Source organism: Rhizorhabdus sp. P4_G6, from assembly GCF_056401045.1.
In genome coordinates this window covers 111851-131652 of record NZ_JBFUKC010000011.1, presented here as the reverse complement: position 1 = coordinate 131652, position 19802 = coordinate 111851, and the positions used below count along the sequence as shown (strand labels likewise).

Annotated in this window: 21 protein-coding genes and 1 pseudogene; 11 read left to right on the top strand and 11 right to left on the bottom strand. The window is 62.1% G+C overall.

Features of this window, described 5'->3' with window-relative positions; genetic code table 11:
- Together AC1DPF_RS13025 and AC1DPF_RS13020 are read left to right on the top strand one after the other, a co-directional pair.
- Positions 1-450 (top strand): TauD/TfdA dioxygenase family protein (locus AC1DPF_RS13025; RefSeq protein WP_477961764.1); only part of this gene is annotated, 450 nt, incomplete at its 5' end.
- An 87-nt stretch (positions 451-537) separates the two neighbouring features.
- Complete coding sequence (locus AC1DPF_RS13020) at positions 538-1704, top strand: alpha-hydroxy acid oxidase (protein WP_477873149.1); 1167 nt, start codon at positions 538-540, stop codon at positions 1702-1704.
- Between the two features lie 315 nt (positions 1705-2019).
- Here the strand turns inward: AC1DPF_RS13020 and AC1DPF_RS13015 are convergent, their stop codons facing one another.
- Positions 2020-3723 carry an FAD-binding protein gene (locus tag AC1DPF_RS13015; RefSeq protein WP_477961762.1) on the bottom strand — a complete coding sequence of 568 codons (1704 nt, stop codon included), beginning with the start codon at positions 3721-3723 and terminating at the stop codon, positions 2020-2022.
- A gap of 47 nt (positions 3724-3770) precedes the next feature.
- Positions 3771-4067 (bottom strand): EthD domain-containing protein, encoded by a 297-nt coding sequence (locus AC1DPF_RS13010; protein WP_477961760.1) that lies wholly within the window; start codon positions 4065-4067, stop codon positions 3771-3773.
- Positions 4068-4377: 310 nt separating this feature from the next.
- Between AC1DPF_RS13010 and AC1DPF_RS13005 the strand changes: the two genes are divergently transcribed.
- Positions 4378-5178 (top strand): enoyl-CoA hydratase-related protein, encoded by an 801-nt coding sequence (locus AC1DPF_RS13005; RefSeq protein ID WP_477961758.1) that lies wholly within the window; start codon positions 4378-4380, stop codon positions 5176-5178.
- A 6-nt stretch (positions 5179-5184) separates the two neighbouring features.
- On the opposite strand, the gene AC1DPF_RS13000 is transcribed toward AC1DPF_RS13005, so the two are convergent.
- Positions 5185-6267 carry a helix-turn-helix transcriptional regulator gene (locus AC1DPF_RS13000; RefSeq protein ID WP_477961756.1) on the bottom strand — a complete coding sequence of 361 codons (1083 nt, stop codon included), beginning with the start codon at positions 6265-6267 and terminating at the stop codon, positions 5185-5187.
- Positions 6268-6471: 204 nt separating this feature from the next.
- Between AC1DPF_RS13000 and AC1DPF_RS12995 the strand changes: the two genes are divergently transcribed.
- Positions 6472-7656: an acyl-CoA dehydrogenase family protein gene (locus tag AC1DPF_RS12995; RefSeq protein WP_477961754.1), complete on the top strand. Its 1185-nt coding sequence runs from the start codon at positions 6472-6474 to the stop codon at positions 7654-7656.
- Complete coding sequence (locus AC1DPF_RS12990) at positions 7653-8435, top strand: enoyl-CoA hydratase-related protein (RefSeq protein WP_477873161.1); 783 nt, start codon at positions 7653-7655, stop codon at positions 8433-8435. The genes AC1DPF_RS12995 and AC1DPF_RS12990 overlap by 4 nt, the downstream gene beginning before the upstream one ends.
- 151 nt (positions 8436-8586) lie before the next feature.
- Here AC1DPF_RS12990 and AC1DPF_RS12985 read toward each other — a convergent pair whose 3' ends face one another.
- Positions 8587-9132, bottom strand: a complete 546-nt coding sequence (locus tag AC1DPF_RS12985; RefSeq protein WP_477961752.1) for a nuclear transport factor 2 family protein — start codon at positions 9130-9132, stop codon at positions 8587-8589.
- Positions 9133-9423: 291 nt separating this feature from the next.
- Between AC1DPF_RS12985 and AC1DPF_RS12980 the strand changes: the two genes are divergently transcribed.
- Positions 9424-12093 (top strand): TonB-dependent receptor, encoded by a 2670-nt coding sequence (locus AC1DPF_RS12980; RefSeq protein WP_477961749.1) that lies wholly within the window; start codon positions 9424-9426, stop codon positions 12091-12093.
- A gap of 110 nt (positions 12094-12203) precedes the next feature.
- On the top strand, positions 12204-13388 hold the full coding sequence (locus AC1DPF_RS12975; protein ID WP_477961747.1) for a pyridoxamine 5'-phosphate oxidase family protein: 1185 nt from the start codon (positions 12204-12206) through the stop codon (positions 13386-13388).
- A gap of 87 nt (positions 13389-13475) precedes the next feature.
- On the opposite strand, the gene AC1DPF_RS12970 is transcribed toward AC1DPF_RS12975, so the two are convergent.
- Entirely contained in the window at positions 13476-13730 is a 255-nt protein-coding gene (locus tag AC1DPF_RS12970; protein WP_477961745.1) for a hypothetical protein, read from the bottom strand.
- Positions 13731-13768: 38 nt separating this feature from the next.
- Here AC1DPF_RS12970 and AC1DPF_RS12965 point away from each other — a divergent pair, with 38 nt between their 5' ends.
- From AC1DPF_RS12965 to AC1DPF_RS12950, 4 genes and pseudogenes are all read left to right on the top strand, one after another.
- Positions 13769-13954 (top strand): DUF4089 domain-containing protein, encoded by a 186-nt coding sequence (locus tag AC1DPF_RS12965; protein ID WP_477961743.1) that lies wholly within the window; start codon positions 13769-13771, stop codon positions 13952-13954.
- Positions 13951-14646, top strand: coding sequence for an oxalurate catabolism protein HpxZ (gene hpxZ, locus AC1DPF_RS12960; protein ID WP_477961740.1), 696 nt, complete (start codon positions 13951-13953; stop codon positions 14644-14646). The genes AC1DPF_RS12965 and hpxZ overlap by 4 nt, the downstream gene beginning before the upstream one ends.
- A pseudogene (locus AC1DPF_RS12955) lies at positions 14647-15477 on the top strand (amidase family protein); the annotation flags it as partial.
- A gap of 301 nt (positions 15478-15778) precedes the next feature.
- The gene (locus AC1DPF_RS12950; RefSeq protein WP_477961738.1) at positions 15779-16159 is read left to right on the top strand and encodes an allophanate hydrolase-related protein; all 381 of its coding nucleotides are present in this window, start codon (positions 15779-15781) and stop codon (positions 16157-16159) included.
- A gap of 2 nt (positions 16160-16161) precedes the next feature.
- Here the strand turns inward: AC1DPF_RS12950 and AC1DPF_RS12945 are convergent, their stop codons facing one another.
- The 6 genes from AC1DPF_RS12945 to AC1DPF_RS12920 all read right to left on the bottom strand — a co-directional run bounded on the left by AC1DPF_RS12945 (position 16162) and on the right by AC1DPF_RS12920 (position 19782).
- Positions 16162-16797 (bottom strand): SURF1 family protein, encoded by a 636-nt coding sequence (locus AC1DPF_RS12945; RefSeq protein ID WP_477961735.1) that lies wholly within the window; start codon positions 16795-16797, stop codon positions 16162-16164.
- Positions 16797-17189, bottom strand: a complete 393-nt coding sequence (locus tag AC1DPF_RS12940; protein WP_477873171.1) for a DUF983 domain-containing protein — start codon at positions 17187-17189, stop codon at positions 16797-16799. Before AC1DPF_RS12940 ends, AC1DPF_RS12945 begins: the two co-directional genes overlap by 1 nt.
- Before the next feature lie 83 nt (positions 17190-17272).
- Positions 17273-18139, bottom strand: coding sequence for a cytochrome c oxidase subunit 3 (locus AC1DPF_RS12935; RefSeq protein WP_477873172.1), 867 nt, complete (start codon positions 18137-18139; stop codon positions 17273-17275).
- 34 nt (positions 18140-18173) lie between these two features.
- Entirely contained in the window at positions 18174-18749 is a 576-nt protein-coding gene (locus AC1DPF_RS12930; protein ID WP_477873174.1) for a cytochrome c oxidase assembly protein, read from the bottom strand.
- Complete coding sequence (locus tag AC1DPF_RS12925; protein WP_477873176.1) at positions 18746-18877, bottom strand: hypothetical protein; 132 nt, start codon at positions 18875-18877, stop codon at positions 18746-18748. The genes AC1DPF_RS12930 and AC1DPF_RS12925 overlap by 4 nt, the downstream gene beginning before the upstream one ends.
- The gene (locus tag AC1DPF_RS12920) at positions 18874-19782 is read right to left on the bottom strand and encodes a heme o synthase (RefSeq protein WP_477873178.1); all 909 of its coding nucleotides are present in this window, start codon (positions 19780-19782) and stop codon (positions 18874-18876) included. Before AC1DPF_RS12920 ends, AC1DPF_RS12925 begins: the two co-directional genes overlap by 4 nt.
- Between the last annotated feature and the right edge of the window lie 20 nt (positions 19783-19802).

Sequence of the window (19802 nt, the reverse complement as noted above, 5' to 3'; positions counted from 1 at the left end):
CTCAAGCATGCGACAAGCGCGGCAACACCTCTGCCTGATGAGTTTATCTCTGACTCATCTACTCTGCCGGATGACTTCAGAAAGGCGGTCAACTTTCCGGATCCTGTGACTCATCCATTGGTACGCACGCACCCGATCAATGGCCGCAAGGCTCTATATGGTCTCGGTGGCTCCGCATATGGCATCGAAGGATGGCCCGACGAGGAGGGGAACCGGCTCGTAATGGAGCTGCGCCAGTACGCGACGCAGGATAGGTTCAGGTCCGCCTGCAAGCTCATGCCCGGCGACATCCTTATCTGGGATAATTTCAGCACAATGCACCGCGCCACTCCGATCGCCTATAGCGACGCCCCGGGTGAACGCCGGCTCAATTACCGCATCAGCCTCAAGGGAGTCCCCGATTTCATTCGGGGGAATGGTCATGACCACCGCGGGCGTCCTCCCGCATGAAAGTTACGCGGAAAAAGCGACTCATTCGCGGCTTCATTTTGCAAGTCGATACGGCATGCACGGCTTCCTCAACATGTCGGGCGACCAATGGCCGCGATAGATAATGCCTATAACATCGACGACCTCGCACGGTTAGCCAAGCGGCGCCTGCCCCGTGGTCTTTACGAGTTCATCGACCGCGGCGCGGAAGATGAGGTTACGATGCGTGCCAACGTCGAAAGCATCAAGCGCGTCTTTTTTCGGCAGCGGGTCGGCGCCGATGTCTCCGTTCGGGACATCTCCGCAACCGTTTTCGGGGTAAGACAGTCTATGCCGCTCGGTATCGGCGTAACCGGCCTCTCGGGCATGTTGGCTTATGAGGGCGAATACAAGCTCGCTCGCGCCGCGGCGGCGGCAGGCGTGCCATATACTCTAGGTAACACAAATTTCGCTCCGATCAGTGAGATCAGAAAAATTTGCGGCGATTTGCTCTGGCGGCAAACCTATCCGCTGAAAAGCCGAGCAGCGATGGACCATGTGCTGCAGACTACTCGCGATGCCGGTGTCCGCGTGCTGGTGCTGACGATGGACTCGCCGATCGCCGGCAATCGTGAATATATGTATCGCAACGGCTTTCAGCCCGGGATGACCAATGCGCGCACCTATCGCGATATGCTGATGGCACCCCATTGGCTGTTCGGGACAGTACTCCGCTATATGATGAAAGGTGGCTTGCCGCAGATCGCCGATTTGCCGGCAGGGCATCGAGTATTTTTCGGCAGACGCAATACCGGCGCGGCTTTTCCGGCCGACGATTTCACTTGGGATGACGTTCGCAATTTGCGCCGGAAGTGGCAGGACGTCCTGGTTCTAAAGGGTCTGTCAACGGCGGAAGATGCGCGAATCGCGATGAACCTTGGCGCCGATGGCATCATTGTATCCAATCATGGCGGACGTAGCCTCGACGGCTGCGTTCCTTCCTTCGGCGCGCTGCCATCAATCGTTGATGCGGTAGCGCCGAAGATGACCGTAATGGTTGACGGCGGATTCAAGCGTGGCTCAGATATCTTAAAGGCGATCGCCGTTGGCGCATCCAGCGTGATGGTAGGTCGTGCGACGGTTTTTGGCCTTGCCGCGGGGGGGCAAGCGGGCGTTGCGCGCGCCCTCGAATTGCTGCAGCAAGAAACGAGCCGTGCTCTCGCTATGCTCGCTTGCACGTCGCTGTCACAGGTAAATCGCGATATGCTCGCTTTTGCCGGCGAGCGTACATACTGATGACGATTTATATCGCCCTGCGCTGAGGGGAGCCTATCAAGCCCCTCGCCTTCAGGGAAGGGGGACTCATGATCACCGCCACTTGGTATTGACCATCGGAACCATATTGCGAAGTTGGCCATATTTATCAGTGCGGCCGACACCTTCGCAAAAGCTGAAAGTTTCACACGGTAACCGTGCGCTCAGTTCCAGCCTTCAGCGATATCCATGCTGCACCAGAACAAACTCTGGATTCGCTCCATTTATGACGCAGTAAGATTGACGCGCTGTCCGGATTCGTCAGACCGCATCTTTACCCKTCATTCTGCTCCAGCATCAGCCCGCGAGATGCTTGGCGACGCGCCGCCCGGAGAAAATGCAGTCGGCGAAAGACAGGCCGCTGACATAGATGTTCGAACAGACCCCCACGGCATTGCGCCCGGCCGCATAGAGGCCGGCTATGGGTTCGCCTGCGACGGACAGGACTTGGCCGTTTGCCTCGTCAACCTTGAGACCCCCGACCGACATCACCGACATCGGCAGGAACCGGCTGTCGACCGACGCATCGAGTGCGTAGAATGGCGCCGCGTCGATTTCCGCCATCTCGCCGACTCGCTTTTCGAATGGATCAGGACGCTCGCCCCGCGCCGCGATATTGTAGATTTCGAGAGTCTGGCGCAGCACGACTGGATCACAACCGATTTTGGCCGCCAATGCTTCGACATTCGCGGCCTTGACGCAGTTGAACATGTGGTTGAGCCGCGCAATGCCACGTTGGAAAGGCACGATCCGGGGATCGCCAGCCTGCTCGGCGGCGAGATTGCGCAACCGCGCGTCAAGGATGACCCAGGCCTTGCCATCGGCCTGCTTGACGATGGCATCGCCAAGCGATGCCCCGTACAGCGTTTCATTGACGAACCGCTCGCCACGGGCATTGACCATCGCGCCCCTTGCCCAGGCCTCTGGCGGATTTATGAAACGCCAGGCGCTGCAATGCTCCATCAGCTGCAAGGCCCCCTGGACCGATGCGCCCAGCATGATACCGCTGCCGTTGTCGCCGAGCGTGCCCATCGGCAAGCCCGCCGAAAACCGGGGCGCATAGTGATCGACCATCGGCTGGTTCATGCAAAAACCACCCGCTGACAATAAAACCCCCCGACGTGCCCGAAGGAAGCGCGGCCGGCGATATCTTGCCTCCAGCGCATGGGCCCGTTTCAGATACCAGCGGCCGACGGCATACGCAGCGCCGGCCATCGGAAAACTGGACGGCAAGGCCGCGATCCATTTCGCCGCGGCCCCGAAATAGCGCGCGAAGCGTCCCGCCGCCTCGCTGGCGTCTGGGAAATGCATCACTTTCACGCCGACGACGCGGCCGTTGCGATCCATGACGATCTGGCGCGCCTCGCCATAGCGGTAATAATTGAGGCCCAGCCGCAGCGCCGCGTCGAGCAGGGGCCGATAAATGCCGAAGCCCAGCCCCCAGGCCTTCTTGCCGTTGGTCACGAAGGCGCGGTGCCCCCGCGCAGCGGGCTTGGCTCTGCGCGCATATGGCGCTGCCAGCGAGCTGTCGGGGTGATAGAGGAAATATTCGAGCGGTGGATAGGAGCATTTCTCCTTCCAGACCTTGCTGTTGAACCGTGCTCCATGACCGACAAGCCATTCAAACGTCGGTGCGCTGTCCTCGCAAAAGCGTCTCAGGGTCTCGTCCGACACCACGCCGTCGACCTCCAGCCTGAGATAGTCGAACATGTCGTCGACCGAGTCCGTCTCGCCAGCCTCATGCTGGATCGAGGTGCCTCCGCCCGCGTAATAGATGCCGCCATTTGCAGCCGTGGAGCCGCCCGCCGCGTAGCGATCGACGCCGATGACCTCGATCCCCTGTTCCAGACCCTCGAGCGCAGCGGCGATGCCGGCGCCACCCAGCCCCACCACAACCAGGTCGGCGCTGTCATCCCATGCGTGGTCTTCAGGATCGTCGATGATCAGCGGCGGCTCGACTGCATCGGACCATCGCTGCCAATCCGGTCTATTATCAGGCAAACTCCACTCCTTCCCGATCATGTCGCCTGCAACGCGACCGGCTTAAGCTATTCGCAGACCTCGACGGTTGAAATCGCGTGGGCCGCCACCTCGAAAAGCAATGCCTCGTCAGCTTCGCGCATCTCCTTCGCCCGGCCTTGCATGGCGCCTGCCATCGCAGTTTCGAACGATTCCCGGGTCTCGAACGTGATCTCCGTAAGCACGTCGAACCCGGCGACCGTCTCGGGGAAGTAGTTGCGGCGATATTCGACGACCGCCGGCATCAGCTCGCGAATGAGCGGCGCGTGCTTGTTCTCGTAGTGATCGCGAAACTGCGCACGCGTCAGGCCGGGCGCCTTGCGCATCAGGGCCACAAGCTTGACAGACATACATCTCCCCTCAGGCCATCGCCCTGTCCGCCCGTGAGGCATATCGCCACTGGCAGACCTTGCGAAAGGCTATCGGCCCGGCAGAACCACCTGCTACGTCCAATCGGACGGTACGACGAAGAGGTGAACGCCGATCTTGTGCGGATGTTCTGTATCCACGGCACAAACGATAGGGGCACCCCGCCAAGCTCGTCATAGTCTAGTCGCACTGGAGGATGGCGCAGAGATCGGCCTGATTTATGGATTCAGCCTGACCCATGATTTCGATCGAGAGAGAGAGAGAGAGATGCCGATAGACACGCTCGACGTTCACCTCGATGATACCGGCATTCTGGCCATCATTATGGACAGGCCGCCGGCAAACGCCGTCGACGTGCCGATGTATATCCGCATAGCGGAAGTATTTGCGGGAATTGCCCGCTCGCAGGATGACATCCGCGTAGTAATCTTGAGCGGCAGGGGACGGCATTTTTGCGCCGGCAACGACCTTGACGAATTCGCCACGATGAATCCCGAGAATGCGACGAAACGGATGTGGCACGTGCGCGAAGCTTTCTTCGCGATCATGGGGTGTGCGGTGCCGGTGATCGGCGCGGTGCACGGATCGGCGCTCGGAACAGGCCTCGCCCTTGCCGCCTCCTGTGATTTCGTGGTTGCCGGGGCAGGCGCGTCGTTCGGCCTGCCCGAACTGACTGTCGGCGTCATGGGCGGCGCTCGACACTTGACGCGCCTCGCGCCGCAACCTTTGGTGCGGCGCATGTATTTCACCGGACAGCCCCTGTCGGCGGCGGCTTTCCAGGCTGCTGGCGGCGCGGTCATGGTCTGCGATGATGACGATCTGATGGCTACCGCGCATTCGCTTGCCGCCCGCATCGCGGCGCACAGCCCAACCGCTGTTCGGGTCAGCAAGCGGGTGCTGGACCGGATCGAATGGATGGACGTTCGAGAGGGCTACCGCTTCGAACAGGCCGCGACCGAACGAATGAGCGGGCATCCCGACGCGAAGGAAGCGCTCAGCGCCTTTCGTGAAAGGCGTGCCCCGCAGTACCAGGCGCGAAGCGACGATCACCGCTGGTTTGGGGACTGATTTCCGCTATCCGTGCTCCAACTCGAAGGACGCGAGCGGAGCCAGACCGTTCTGGATCAGACTCGCCAGTTCAAACCGGCTGTTGACGCCGGCCTTGGCATAGATCGCCCGCAGGTGCGCCCTGACGGTTGCATCCGCCACCGATAATTCGCTGGCAAGTTGGCGCACACCGGACACACGCATCAGCCCAATCGCCACCCGGGCCTCGGCCTGAGTAAAACCGAACATGTCACGCAGCGATGCCACGTCGAGGGGCGAAACAGTAGCGGCGGCGCGGACATGGACGAGTGCGCAGCGTTCCGGCCGTTCGAAGCCATCCGCGATAATCGACCAGGAGGATACCGCGACATGGAGTAACCAGTCCTTGTCCATGGCCCGATGCTCAGTCCCGTCAATGATTTCCCGATCACCACCGCGTAGCAACAAAGAACGGCCATAAAGACCGTCAGACGCGATCGCGCCTTCTATCGACTTCTGCAACCGGCGGTCCGATGCCGCATCCGCCGCATGCAAACGCTTGTCGGGTCCGATCCTCAGCGACCCTGTCGTCAAGACTCGTTCGGCCGTAGCATTGATCGCCCTTGCCTCGCGTGCGMTGTTGACGAGGATGATTGCGATGCCGATCCGGTTCAGCGCATCGACATGTGCCCGCTGAACCAGTTCGCCGCTTGCGATTTCGCGCCGGATGCGAAGCACGTCGCCGACCAGCCGGGCCAGCCGCTGCAATGTCCCAAGATCTCCGGCGCCGAATGCAGGAGCATGGGAAGCCCGATTGCAATGGAGCACGCACTCCAACCCGTTGGTGAGGTCAACGCAGGCCATCATCGTGTGACCGATGTCGATCCTTTCGAACAGCGCGGCAAGTGGAACCGCATGGTCGCGCCAGGTAACGATGCGCCCCTCTCCGGCCTTGAGCCCGCCCGTAAAGGGCAGGTCGTGCGGACTGGCTCGTTCCCACATCGCGATTGTCTCGGGTGAGCTGGTCGCGCCGGCGGCGAACATGGCATGGCGCGCACGCCCACCACCTCGGGCAACGCGCAGGATCGCATCACGCGACTGGGTCGCTTCCCTGACTGCCTCGAGCGCCACCTCCCATGCTGTGTCGGGCGATGCGCAACGGTAGATGCGCTCCACCGTATCCGCCGAATATCGCGGTGCCTCCATTCTCGCGGACCCTTCCGGACTTCGCAGTGGACATTCCTAGCCGGAGTTGCCCGCTTAATCCAATTTGACGATGCAGCCGTGCCCGAGCCGGATCAGAGTCGCGAAAAGACAAACTGGAGAGCCCGAGACATGTCAAAAACAGCGCTTGCCGACGAACAGCGCGGAACCGCTGAACCCACCTGCGAAGACATCATCGCCCGGGCTCGGGATCTCATACCGCTGCTGCGCGAGCGGGCGGATGCCGACGAAGAGCGCCGCTCGATTGATCCGGATACGATCGCCCGAATGAAGGACGCCGGACTGTTCCGCATACTCCAGCCGCGCCGCTGGGGCGGCTTCGAAATGGATCAGAAGACCTTCGCCGAAGTGCAGATCGCCCTTTCGGAAGGCGATATGTCGGTAGGGTGGGTCTACGGGATCGTGGAGGTCCACTCCTTTCATCTGGCGTTGCTGGACGATCGTGCGGCGCGGGATGTCTGGGGAAAGGACAGCAGCAGCATCATCGCCTCGCCCTACATGCCCACGGGCAAGGTCGAAACGGTCGAAGGAGGCTTTCGATTTTCTGGCCGCTGGTCCTACTCTACCGGATGCGATCACTGCGATTGGAATTTCCTCGGTGGTTTCGTCGATGACGATCCGAAGCAGTTCCGAGCCTTCCTCGTCCCGCGCGAGGACGCGATCATCGTGGATAGCTGGCACACCACCGGGCTGYGCGCGACGGGGAGCCAAGACATTGTCGTCGAGAACGCCTTCGTTCCTGACTATCGTACCCACCGCTTCATCGATGGCTTCACCGGAGAGAATCCGGGACGCGCGGTCAATGATGGCCCCCTATACCGAATTCCCCAGCAACTCGTCTTCTTCCGCGCGATTACCAACGGTCAGATCGGCGCACTGCAGTATATGGTCGACCTGTTCGAAGCCTATACGAAGCAAAGGCCCGCGCTCGCCGCAGATCCCGACGCGCCTCTCGCACTGGCGATGGCTGTGATGGGAATTGATGAAATGAAGAAGGTGATGCACGTTAATTTCACGATACAGGAAGACTGTGCCGCTAATGACAGGCAGCCGCCTTATGAGATGCGCCACCTGATGCGGATGCAAGCCGCCGCCGTCGCCGACCGCTGCGTCCGGCTGGCCGAGCCTCTGCTTACCCTAGCTGGCGGCGGCGGCGTGTATGACCGGTGCTTGATGGGCAGGGTCTTTCGCAACATGCTGACCGGTCGCCAGCATCAGGCTGCGAGCCTGCGAGGATACGCCCGCATATATGGCGACCTGCTGCTGACCGGCAGTTCGGACGATATCCTCGTATGATGCCCCAGCCATCGGCCATCACCGTCGAGCGGATCGGCCACATCACCCGCATCACGATACAGCGTGAGGCGCGGCGTAACGCGCTGGACCGGTGCGCGCAGGAGCAACTGAGCGACGCCCTTGACGAGTTTTCCGCCGACCGGCACCAGAGGGTTGCCATCCTGACGGGCGCTGGCACCAAGGCTTTCTGCGCTGGACACGACCTGACGACCCCGACGCCAAGCGGCGTGGATGGACTGCTGCCGAACGGATTTGGCGGAGTCACCGCCCGGTTCGACCTCGACAAGCCCTTGATCGCGGCAGTTAATGGCGCCGCCTTTGGCGGAGGCTTCGAAATGGTGCTGGCTTGTGACATCGTGATTGCGGCGCAGACGGCCAGCTTTGCCTTACCGGAAGTGGTTGTTGGCGTTGCCGCGATGGGCGGCGGCATATTGCGCTTGGCCCGCCACCTGTCGCACCAGCAGGCGATGGGAATTATCCTTACGGGTCGGCCGGTATCCGCCGACCAGGCCTTGGCAATGGGCTTTGTCAACGAAGTCGTTTGTTACGACAGGCTGCAGGCCACAGCGATGGAATGGGCCGATTCCATTGTCAGGGCGAGCCCGATGGCCGTGCGCGCCTCCAAGCGGATCGCGCTCGATTGCGCAGAAGGGACGATGCGGCAGGCAAATCGGGATCAGTGGGATCTCCCCACGGTCCGGACCGCCATGCGTTCCGGCGACTGGTCCGAGGGACCGAGGGCCTTCACCGAGAAGCGCAAGCCCCGCTGGCAGGATTGACCACTCTCTGTAAACTGAAGCCGGCTGGCCGAGAGCATGAAGCACTTTCGCCTGGTCGGCGGTTCGCCCTCAGCTTTCCGCCACCTGGCATCGCTTCAAAAATGCAGCCAACGCGATTTCCCGGTCTGGTCCGGTCGGACTTTCCGGGCAATTAACGCTGGATGCGCAGATTGCCGGCTTTCAACCCGAGAACCTCGTTTGCGATGTCGGATGGATCGCGCGCGCCGTGGAGAAAGAGGTCGCCGCGCATGAAGTCCTCGCCGATGGGAGCGGAGGAAGACCATTCCGAGATGCAGCGCCGGTCCTTGATGCGCCATTGTCCGTCACGGCGTTCGAACTTGTCGATGTAGCGGCCCACCATCTGGTCGAGCATCGTGACACCATCGGCCTCGCGCGTCAGCGAAGCGTAGAAATAGGTCTGCACGCCTGCCTCATCGCCCGAGACACGGATGCGAGACTGGCCGAGCAGGTGATTGCAGGTGGTCCAGTTATCGATCAGGCTCTGGACGCATGCGTCGGCAAAATCTGGCCCGGACATGTTGAATGGGCCATGATTGTCCCAGCTGTCGGGGTGATACACGTCCCTTACGGCGTCCTTGTCACACCGGTCGCTTCCATCGACATAAACTTCGATCACCTCGCGGATGTCGAAATGGTCGATCAGCATCTGCAGCTTTTCTTGCATCTTGGTATCCACTGATGGTCTCCCTTTTTAGAACACGGGTAGGCACTGGAAGCCAAACCAAGCATCACCCGATCGGACTAAACACGACGACCTGGTCCAGGAATGCCACGACGCATGGTTTCGAATTTCGAAGCTGTATCGGAGACACGTGTTCCTTCTGCGTCCAAGTCGCTTCGGACGGGCTTTTCTGCGACATAGCGCGCTGATTCTAGTCCGTTTGAGCGATGTCGATGGGGCCCCGAGAATCGAGGTCGCTGCTCGCGACCCTCAAATTGGGCACCTGATTCAACCTCGGAGGAAAGAATGAAGAAGTTTGCGCTGCGATTGTCGGCTTCTGCCGTAGCACTTGTGGCCCTTGCAGGAGCGCCAGCGTTTGCGCAGGAAGCCGCTGTCGCTCCGGCCACAGGCGCTGATGCCGCAGGCGCTGATGCCGCAGAGACGCAATCCGACGGTCTTAACGATATCATCGTCACGGCCCGGCGCGTGTCCGAAAACCTGCAGAACGTACCGGTCGCGGTGACTGYGCTTTCGGCCGACGCTCTCAAGCAGAAGAATGTGAGCCAGATCTCAGACCTGCAGTTTTCTGTTCCCAACCTGCAGATCAAGCCCAGCACCATCTATCCCTCGCAGGTCGAGTTCATCATCCGTGGGCAGCGCCAGAACCTGTTCACCGACGAAAACGTCGTCACTTATGTCAATGGCGTTCCGCAGGACACTCGCGGTCTCAGCCTCTATGACATGGATAGCGTGCAGGCGCTGAAAGGCCCGCAGGGCACATTGTTCGGCAAGAATTCCATTGGTGGCGCGATGGTCTTCACTACGGCACGGCCGAAGCATGATTTTGGCGGCTCGTTGGAAATGGAGTATGGCAACTATAACCTGATGAAGGTCAACGCCGTCATAAATACTCCGATTTCAGATGCGGTTTCATTCCGCCTGGCTGGAGAAGTCGAGCGGCGCGACGGCATCTTCAAGAATACCTATCCGGGCATGAAGGACCTTGGCGACCGCGACAATGAAAGCTTCCGCGCGAGCCTGCTCATCGAGCCTTCCTCGCGTTTTGAGAACCTGCTGACGGTGGATTTCAAGCAACGGAAAGAAATTCCCTTCCCCACTATCATTGAGGCCGCACCTCTCAATGCAACCGGTTTCGCCGGCCTCGTCTCGCTCCTGACGACTCAGGTTGTTCAGCAGCAGAGCGCTCTTGGCGGGGGTAACGCCGCCGTCAATGGCAATCTTCTGGTGCGACAGGGGAACCCGTTCATCACCCGCGCTTTCACCGGAGTGGGCAATGCCTATCCTCCGATGCCATCGTTGACGACGGGCGGCCTGGATACGATCGCTCCGATCAACTCCTATGGTTCGGATGTCCGCACATGGTCGGTCGCAAACAACACGACATTTGAACTGAACGACAATATCTCGATCAAGAACATCTTCGGCTACAGCAATGTCAAGGCGTTCGACCATTCGGATCCGTCGGGCGAGTCGGCCTTCACGCCCGATGCCTCGCTGTTCTATAACTGCCTGTTCGATCCGACGGGCAGATGCAACGCGGGCATTCCGGGCCCCATCCCGGCACTTCTGACGAATAACAATGTGAATTATTACAACGGTAAGGAAATATTTTCCAACGAGGTCCAGTTCATCGGCAAGTTCGACAACCTGAATTTTATCGGTGGTTTGTTCTACAGCAATAGTGATCTGCTTTATTCGGTAAATTCCTTCTTCACGATCGGTGGGCTGTCACTTTATGACAACCCCGCCACGTTGACCCGGACAGAAAGCGCCCGACATGCGCAGGCGAAGATCGGCACGGACAGCTACGCGGTTTTCGCGCAGGGCACATACGACTTCAGCGCGATGGGAGCAGAAGGTCTGCGGCTGACCCTTGGTGCCCGTTATAACTGGGTCAAGACTGACTATTTCAGCGAAAACTTCTATAGCACCAGCAACGCCCAGCTCATGACTTTCGCCGGTGCAAACGGGGTTCAGGCAAATTGCAACGAGCTTACCGGGACCTCTGGTCCGCTTACCAGCACAAACGACGGAACCAATTGCTCCATATCTGGCAAGAAGACCGACGATGCGCCGACATGGACAGCTTCGCTCGAATATAAGTTCGGGCGTAATTCGCTGGCGTATCTCACCACACGGCGCGGCTGGAAAGCGGGTGGCGCGAACCCGACCACCCGTTCCCAGGACTTTGCGTTCTTCGGACCCGAGAAGATCACCGACTATGAGCTCGGTATCAAGCATCAGGGCTATCTCGGCTCGGTCCCGTTCCGGCTGAACGTCGCGGGCTTCATCGGCAAATACCAGGACATCCAGACGCAGAACATCATTACGTTCTACGTCGATTCCGTGAAGGGGCCGACTGGTGCGCAGGGCACTTACACTGACCTGATCATCTTCAACACCAGCAGCGCGACCATCAAGGGTGTTGAGCTAGAGGCGTCGGTCAAGCCTGTCCCCGATCTTACACTGGACCTCGGCTTCAGCCACCAAGTCGGCAAATACGGCAAGGGGTCGGTGCAGCCACAGCCACAGAACCCCACCGACTTCGTGTGGGCCGGCAATCCAATCGCGACATCCTCGGGTGTAAGCTTGGCGGGCGCGCATTTCGCGGGCGTACCGAAGACCACCTTGAACGCGTCGGTGGTCTATGCGCCGAGCTGGGTTCCGGAGAGCGTTGCCAAGCCGGTGATCAGCGTCAACTATTCCTGGCGCTCCAATACGCCGGGCAGCGCGACGCAGGGTATTTACCCGTGGTCGAGCTATGGACTATGGGGAGCGCGCGTGGCGCTGAACGAAATCGGCGGCACGCCAGTTTCGCTCGCTTTCTGGATGCAGAACATCGCGGACAAGACCTACAAGATCTACTGCGCGGACAACCTCTACAGCATCGGCTATTCGGCATGCCGCTTCGGAGAGCCGCAAACCTACGGCGCAGCCATTTCGTTCAAATGGTAATGCGCTGTTAAATCGATGCCCAGATCGTCCCGCCCGGCAATTCGGGCGGGACTTTTTGTTTATGCCACCGGTTGGCCTATTGCATGAGCCTCTTCCAAGAGGACGATGCTTTGACGGTGATCGTGCATAGGCTCTGCTCGGACGGCGAATGGCCTGATGCGGAGGTAGGAGAGCGCAGCGTGAAGGATTCAGGCAAGTCTTCGACCGAGCAGATTACACGCTCCGCACCGGGCGATTTTTTGTCGGGAATGCCTGACGAAGTTGCCGGGCTGATCCGATCTGCTGGCCTTTGCGAATTTGCCACGGTTTCAAAGGGAGATGTCCCCATCGATACGCCCGTTGGCTGTTTCTGGGGGCCGACCGGGACAATCAACGTCACGACGGGGCTCGCCTATCCCACCAAGGCCGAGCGCGCGCGCAACAATCCCAAGGTCGGTATCCTGCTGGAAGGTTTTCGTGACGAACCCGTCGCTCTGGTCGCTGGGCATGCGGCGGTGCGTGATGCCGACATCAATGCCAATATCATGCGCTACCTTCCTGAAATATCATCCTATTTTGACACCTTTGCGGCGGGATACTCTTGGGATTCGGCCAGGCAGGCCGTTCATTACTGGGCGCGCATCATCATCGAGGTGACGCCACTGACGGTCTGGTGGTGGCGGTCCGCGGATATGCTGGACCGGACGCCGGAACGCTGGGACGCGCCACCGGACATCACCCTTCCGAAATCCGATCCTGCTCCGCAAGGCGAACCGTCTTCGGCCCCTCGGTGGCCGGGCGAACCATGGCAGATCCAGGCAGAGGAAGTTGTCGCGCAGGCGCTTCCAGCGCATCTGACCACAATGGGCGAGGCCGGATTTCCTCTTTCGATCCGTGTGTGGTCATGCTCTTTGGACGATCGCGGTTTCCTCCTGGATGTTCCGCGCGGCTTTCCCGGTCCGCTGAGTGGTGCAGCCACGCTCTGCTTCGCTGGGCGTTCGACTTTCGTCGGTGATGTCCTATCGACCGATGGAGCTACGCTTTTCCGTGTCGAGCGGGCGTTGCCGGCGCTGCCTTTTACGCGCGACCTCTCACAGCTGTGGGCGCCATCGGAAGAGACTCGCGGCAAGCTCACAGCCCGGCTCGAGCAGGAGCTTGCGCGCCGTAATCAGCCGATGCCGGTCCTGCCGCTGGCGCTTCCCGAGCCTACATCCGGCTGCCTGATGCGCGAGGCGCGGAACCGACGCATGACCCAGGAAATGCAAGCAGTCGGGCCACACGAAGCGGCAGCCCCCTATATCGTTGGACAAAGTTGATAGTGATGGATCCGACGCGCCGCGCTCCAGCTAGGGCCGACCCCGGCGGGTCAGCAGCCGGTCAGCGCCCTCGATAAGCCCCTCACTTCACCCGGCATCGACATGCAGGATTGCACGAAGCTGCCCTGCGTGAAGCTCAACGTCAAACAGATAGATCGCGGTGTTCATCATCGACGGCAAGCTCGCCAAGGCATCGGCCTTCGCCGCCGCCGGCGGCGTGCTGACCTTCTTCGGGGCTGATCCACTCCGAAGCGATCGGGGGTCGGCAAGACGCCGGCGGTCGCCGCTGCCTATATGGTGGTCGCGGTCTTCCTCTATGCCTGCTCGTTGAAGAAGTCGCATGCCGTGGCTCCGGCCCTCGAGCCGGCGCACGCGGCGGCATGAGCGGCGACCGCACGACGTTGGAGGATGTCGAGCGGTTGGCGAGGATGGCGGGGTTGACGATAGACCCCGCCTATCTTCCTGCGGCCGCGCACAACTTTGGCATCCTGCTCGATCAGGCTGCACTGTTCGTCGATCAGCCGATCGATCCGATGGTAGAGCCCGCGTCGGTATTCCACCCATGAGGCTGCTCGATCATCCGCTCGACATGATCGGCATCGCCACCATCGCACGGGGCGTGCGCGAAGGCCGCCTCTCGGCGGTGGCGCTGATCGAAAGCCGGCTCGCACGGATCGAGCGGCTCAATCCACAGCTCAACTGCTTCACCGAGATCCTCAGCGAGCGGGCGCGACGCCAGGCCGACGCCGTCGACGCGATGGTGGCGGCAGGGCGCGATCCGGGGCCGCTGGCCGGCGTGCCCTTCGGCGTGAAGGACAATTATGACGTTGCCGGGCGGGTCACCGCCGCCGGCTCGATCCCAATCGGCCAACCTATGCTGATCAACGATCCCGCGACGCTTGCCGCGATCACCGATGCTTTCTGGAGTTACGAGAAGGCGTTGATGACCAACGACATCGAAGCGCTAGACGATTTCTTCTGGCCCTCGGAATTCACCGTGCGGATCGGGCCCGGTCAGAATCTCTACGGAATCGACGCGATCAAGGCGTTCCGCCTTGCACGGGTCGGCGGTTCGCCGCAGCGCGCGCTTCTCAAGACGGTGATCACGAGCTTCGGCACCGACTTTGCCACCGCCAACGCCGAATTCCAGAGGGTGGGCGTGCCCGTACCCGGGCGGCAGAGCCAGACCTGGGTGCGCTTCGCCGAAGGCTGGCGGGTGGTTTCCGCCCATATCTCGCTGTTGGGCGAAGGGAATTAGATGAACCTCCCTCCGATGCTCGATCTCGGCACGATCCGCAGCCTCTACGCCGAACGGGGGCTGACGCCGCGGGACCTCGCCGCGGCCCTGTCGATGCGGATGGGTAAGGCCGACCCCGCCGCCTTCATCGTGCGCGCCTCGCTGGCGGAGTTGCTGGGCCAGGTCGACGCGCTGGTCGCGCGCGCGCCGACTCCGAACAGCCTGCCGCTGTGGGGCGTCCCGTTCGCGGTGAAGGACAATATCGATGTCGCGGGCTTCCCCACCAGCGCTGCCTGCGCCGCCTTTGCGCATCCTGTCGATCGCGACGCCACCGTGGTCGCGCGGCTGCGCGCGGCCGGCGCGATCATGATCGGCAAGACGAATCTCGACCAGTTCGCCACCGGCCTGAACGGCACCCGCTCACCGCACGGCGCGCCGCGCTCGGTGTTCGATGCGGCCTATATCTCCGGCGGCTCGAGCTCGGGATCAGCGGTAACGGTGGCCGCCGGCCTCGCCAGCTTTTCGCTCGGCACCGACACCGCCGGCTTGGGCAGGGTCCCCGCGGCGTTCAACAACATCGTCGGGATCAAGCCGACGCCGGGTCTGCTCAGCACCACCGGCCTGGTCCCCGCCTGCCGCAGCCTCGATTGTATCAGCATTTTCGCGCTGACGGTGGGCGACGGCGCCGAGGTGCGGCGGATCGCAGAGGGCTTCGACGCATGCGATCCCTATTCGCGCCGCGCCGCGCCCCGGACCCTGCCCGATCGAGGCCTGCGTATCGGCGTGCTCAAGCCTGAAGATCGCGAATTCTTCGGCGACAGCGAGTCCGCGCGTCTCTACGCCGAAGCGATCACCCGGCTCGGTGAGGCCGTGATCGAGATAGACTTCGCATGCTTTCGCGACACTGCCGCCTTGCTCTACCAAGGTCCCTGGGTCGCCGAACGGCTGACCGCCTTCGAGGATTTCGGCGTACCGATCGAGACGGTCGACCGGAGCGTCGCGGCGATCACCATGGGTGACAAGGATGCGACCGCGGTCGACGCCTTCCGCGGCCTTTATGCACTGGAGGCGCTGCGCCGCCGCGCCGAGGCGGAGTGCCGCGCACGGCAACGACAGGCTCGATCTCGCGGTGGTCGGGGCGCACCTGTCGGGAATGGCGCTCCATCACGAGCTGATAGCGCTCGACGCCACGCTGGCGGCGCGCACGCGGACGACCGGCGACTATCGTCTCTATGTGCTCCCCGACACGATGCCGCCCAAGCCGGGCCTGGTGCGCGATCCGGGCTATGCGGGCCCCGGAATAGACATCGAGATCTGGTCGCTCGCCCCTGCGGCCTTTGGGCGCTTCGTGGAGAAGATCCCGGCCCCGCTCGGCATCGGCAAGGTAAGCCTCGCCGATGGCGGCATCGTCTCCTGCTTCCTGTGCGCCGAGGCGGCGACCCGCGAGGCGAAAGAGATTACCGGCTTTGGGGGCTGGCGCGCCTATATCGCGTCATTGGGCGTTGGGCAGCCGCAGCCGGCCCACCCTGGCTAGCGTCACTGTCCGTCGCGCGAAGCCCGGTTCCGCTTGCGCAGCGCGAGCAGGTAGATCGTCAGCGCCACCGCTGCGAACAGGAACCATTGGACGGCATAGCTGCGATGGTTGTTGGGGATCATGTCGATCGACGGCGGGACGCTCGGCGACAGGCCAGGCGCACCGGTCTCGAGCACCAGCAGCAGGGGCATCGCGCGCGGCCGGTTTCCGATGACGCGGTTCGCGAGCACATCGTCGGGAATGAGCTGCCCGCTCGCCTCGATACGCTGGCCGATCGCCGGCAGCGCCGGCTTGGCGCCGATCGCGCTCCAACCGAGGTCCGCCATTATAGTGCGACCGTCGATCAGCGTGCAGCCCACGATGTTGCGGAAGCCGGTACGCCCGCTTCGGTCAGCGCCGCCGAGCTCGGTCGGCCCTGTCGCTATCTGGCAAAGCACGTGCGCGCGGCGGAACGCCAGCTGCTCGGCGGGCATGTCCGTCGGCAGCCCATAGAGTTCGGCCGCCTTCGCCCCCTGCGCATAGCTCGCCAGCAGCGCGTCCTTCCAGTGGGCGCGGCGGATCTGCCAGAAGGCCAGCGCGATCATCGCGGCAATAGCGGCGGCGACGACGAGGGTAGGCAAGATCGGCAGGCGGCGCATCAGTCGGTCTTCCGTATCCGCCCTTCGGCGGCGGCATTCCTATATTCCAGCGCGAGCAGCAGGCCCTTGGCGATTCGCAGCAGCGCTACGGTCAGCGCTATCGTCAGCGGCAGCCACAGGAGCAGGTGAACCCACAAGGGCGGCGACCATCTGAGTTCGACGAGGATGGCCAGCAGGCTGACCAGCCCGCCGACGATCATGATCAGGAAGGCAGCGGCGCCATCGCCGACGTTGAACGCGCCATAATCCAGCCCGCACGCCCGGCAGCGATCGGCAAAGCGGAGGAAGCCGGCGAACAGGCCCGAAGCGCCGCAGCGGGGGCAGAGGCCGCGAAGCGCCGCCGCCTGCGGGCTGGGCTGCAGCGTAGGCGACCGCATCGGATCTTCGGCCATGAGCGCTCCCTGATCCTCAAAAGAAAAGGCGCAGCGGCAGGTCCGTCCTGCCGCCGCGCCCCCGTTTTTCCGTACCGTTGCGCTTAGCCGTGAACCGGCGCGCCCCAGCCGCCCCATACATAGACGACAACGAACAGGAATAGCCACACGACGTCGACGAAGTGCCAGTACCAGGCAGCCGCCTCGAACCCGAAATGCTGCTTCGGCGTGAAGTCGCCCTTATAGGCGCGGATCTGGCAGACGATCAGGAAGATCGTGCCGATCAGCACGTGGAAGCCATGGAAGCCGGTCGCCATGAAGAAAGCCGAGGAATAGTTCAGCCCTTTGAAGCCGAACGGCGCATGGGCATATTCATAGGCCTGGATCGACGTGAACAGCATGCCGAGGATGATCGTCAGCCACAGGCCCTTCTTCAGGCCGTCGCGATCGCCATGGATCAGTGCGTGGTGAGCCCAGGTCACCGTCGTGCCGGAGCACAGCAGGATCAGCGTGTTGAGCAGCGGGAAATGGAAGGCGTCGATCACCTCGATGCCCTTGGGCGGCCAGACGCCCGCGGCATGGGTGACGCTGTTGGGCCCCTCGATGAGCGATATGACCCCGTCGATCACCTGCAGCGGCTGCGGGAACAGCGAGAAATCGAACCACGCCCAGAACCATCCCACGAAGAACATCACTTCGGAAGCGATGAACAGGATCATTCCGTAGCGCAGGTGAAGCTGGACGACCGGGGTATGGTCGCCGGCATGCGCCTCCTTGATGACGTCCGACCACCAGCTGAACATGGTGAACAGCACGCCGAGCAGGCCCGCGAAGAAAACATAGCCGCCAAAGGCAGCCTTGTGCATCCACATGACGCCGCCGGCGGCCATCGCCAGTGCCGAGAAGGCACCGATCAGCGGCCATATGCTCGGCGGTAGGATGTGATAATCGTGGCTCTTCGCTCCGGCCATTTTCCGTGCCCCTGATGGTCTGATGGATCGTCCCTTAACCGCCTGCCCGTTCGGAATCCACAGCGGATTTGTCGGGGAAGAAGGTGTAGGACAGAGTGATTTCGTTGAACTTGCCCGCTTCCTTATCCTTCAGGATCGCGGGGTCGACATAATAAACCACCGGCATGCGCACCGTCTCGCCGGGCTTCAGCGTCTGGCTGGTGAAGCAAAAGCACTGGATCTTGGTGAAATAGGCGCCAGCCAGTTCGGGCGTGACGTTGAACGCCGCGGTCCCGGTGATCGCATGATCGGAAAGGTTGGTCGCGTTGAAGAAGGCCATCTGCCGGGCACCGATCGCCACGCGCGCCACATTTTTTTCCGGCGCGAAGCGCCAGGGCAGCGACGGCGAGACATTGGCATCGAAGCGGACGTTGATGATCTTGCCCACCACCGCGCCGGGCGCGATCCCGGTTTCGCTGCGCTGGGTCGTGCCGCCGAAGCCGGTCGCCTGGCAGAACATGCGGTAAAGCGGCACCGCCGCATAGCCGAGCCCGAGCATCGCGACCGCGATGAGCAGGGAGATGATTCCCACCCGTGCATTGCGGTCCTGTGGAAGGACAGCGATGCTCACAGCATTTTCGCGACGGAGATCGCGTAGAAGAGGATCACCAGCGCGCCCAGGATCAGCGCGGTGACGACGGCGCGCGACTTCTGCCGGCGGCGGATCTCAGCCTGCTCCTCGGGGGTATAGGGGGTCATGCCAGCACCTTGTCGGCGACGATCAAACCGAACGTCATGAACAGATAGAGAATCGAGAAGGCGAACAGATGCCGCTCCGGCTTCATCTTCGCCTGCTCGGTCTCGCGGCTGAACCCGACGCGCAGCGCCAGCAGCAGGAACATGCCCGACAACAGGCTTGCGCCGATGCCGTAGATCGCACCGGTCAGCCCCATCGCCCAGGGCGCGACGGCCGCGACCGCCATCGGCACGGTGTAGAGCATGATCTGGATACGGGTGGCGCGCTGGCCGGCGACGGCCGGCAGCATCGGCACGCCGGCACGCGCATAATCGGAGTTGATGAACAGGGCGAGCGCCCAGAAATGCGGCGGCGTCCAGAGGAAGACGAGCGCGAACAGCAGCACCGGCAGCATTTCGACCCGCCCCGTCGCAGCGGCCCAGCCGATCAGCGCAGGAAAGGCGCCGGCGGCGCCGCCAATGACGATATTCTGCGGTGTTCGGCGCTTGAGCCACACCGTATAGACGAGCACGTAGAACAGGATCGAGACGGCCAGGATCGCGGCGGACAGCAGGTTCACCGCCAGCCCCATCAGGATCACCGAGAAAGCGCCCAGCCCGACGCCGAAGTGGAGCGCCGTCTGCCGGTCCATCCGGCCGGCGGGCAGCGGGCGATCCGCGGTGCGCTTCATCATCGCGTCGAGATCGGCTTCATACCATTGGTTGAGCGCCCCTGCCGCGCCTGCGCCCAATGCGATGCACAGGATCGCGGTGAAGCCGAGCACGGGGTTGATCGCCTCGGGCGCCGCCAGCAGCCCGCACAAGCCGGTGAACACCACCAGCGACAGTACGCGCGGCTTGGTCAGCGCAAGGAAATCGCGCCAGTCGGCGGTGGCCGCCGTTGCAACAGGATAAGCTTTACTCGCCATGGTCTTTCGATCCCGATGAA

What these genes read in the sequence shown, in the direction of transcription:
- AC1DPF_RS13020 (WP_477873149.1), top strand. Translation starts at nt 538, where the DNA reads ATGGCCGCGATAGATAATGCCTATAACATCGACGACCTCGCACGGTTA.
- AC1DPF_RS13010 (WP_477961760.1), bottom strand. Translation starts at nt 4,067, where the DNA reads ATGCGCAAGGCGCCCGGCCTGACGCGTGCGCAGTTTCGCGATCACTAC.
- AC1DPF_RS13005 (WP_477961758.1), top strand. Translation starts at nt 4,378, where the DNA reads ATGCCGATAGACACGCTCGACGTTCACCTCGATGATACCGGCATTCTG.
- AC1DPF_RS12990 (WP_477873161.1), top strand. Translation starts at nt 7,653, where the DNA reads ATGATGCCCCAGCCATCGGCCATCACCGTCGAGCGGATCGGCCACATC.
- AC1DPF_RS12970 (WP_477961745.1), bottom strand. Translation starts at nt 13,730, where the DNA reads ATGCGACTTCTTCAACGAGCAGGCATAGAGGAAGACCGCGACCACCAT.
- AC1DPF_RS12965 (WP_477961743.1), top strand. Translation starts at nt 13,769, where the DNA reads ATGAGCGGCGACCGCACGACGTTGGAGGATGTCGAGCGGTTGGCGAGG.
- hpxZ (WP_477961740.1), top strand. Translation starts at nt 13,951, where the DNA reads ATGAGGCTGCTCGATCATCCGCTCGACATGATCGGCATCGCCACCATC.
- AC1DPF_RS12950 (WP_477961738.1), top strand. Translation starts at nt 15,779, where the DNA reads ATGGCGCTCCATCACGAGCTGATAGCGCTCGACGCCACGCTGGCGGCG.
- AC1DPF_RS12945 (WP_477961735.1), bottom strand. Translation starts at nt 16,797, where the DNA reads ATGCGCCGCCTGCCGATCTTGCCTACCCTCGTCGTCGCCGCCGCTATT.
- AC1DPF_RS12940 (WP_477873171.1), bottom strand. Translation starts at nt 17,189, where the DNA reads ATGGCCGAAGATCCGATGCGGTCGCCTACGCTGCAGCCCAGCCCGCAG.
- AC1DPF_RS12935 (WP_477873172.1), bottom strand. Translation starts at nt 18,139, where the DNA reads ATGGCCGGAGCGAAGAGCCACGATTATCACATCCTACCGCCGAGCATA.
- AC1DPF_RS12925 (WP_477873176.1), bottom strand. Translation starts at nt 18,877, where the DNA reads ATGACCCCCTATACCCCCGAGGAGCAGGCTGAGATCCGCCGCCGGCAG.
- AC1DPF_RS12920 (WP_477873178.1), bottom strand. Translation starts at nt 19,782, where the DNA reads ATGGCGAGTAAAGCTTATCCTGTTGCAACGGCGGCCACCGCCGACTGG.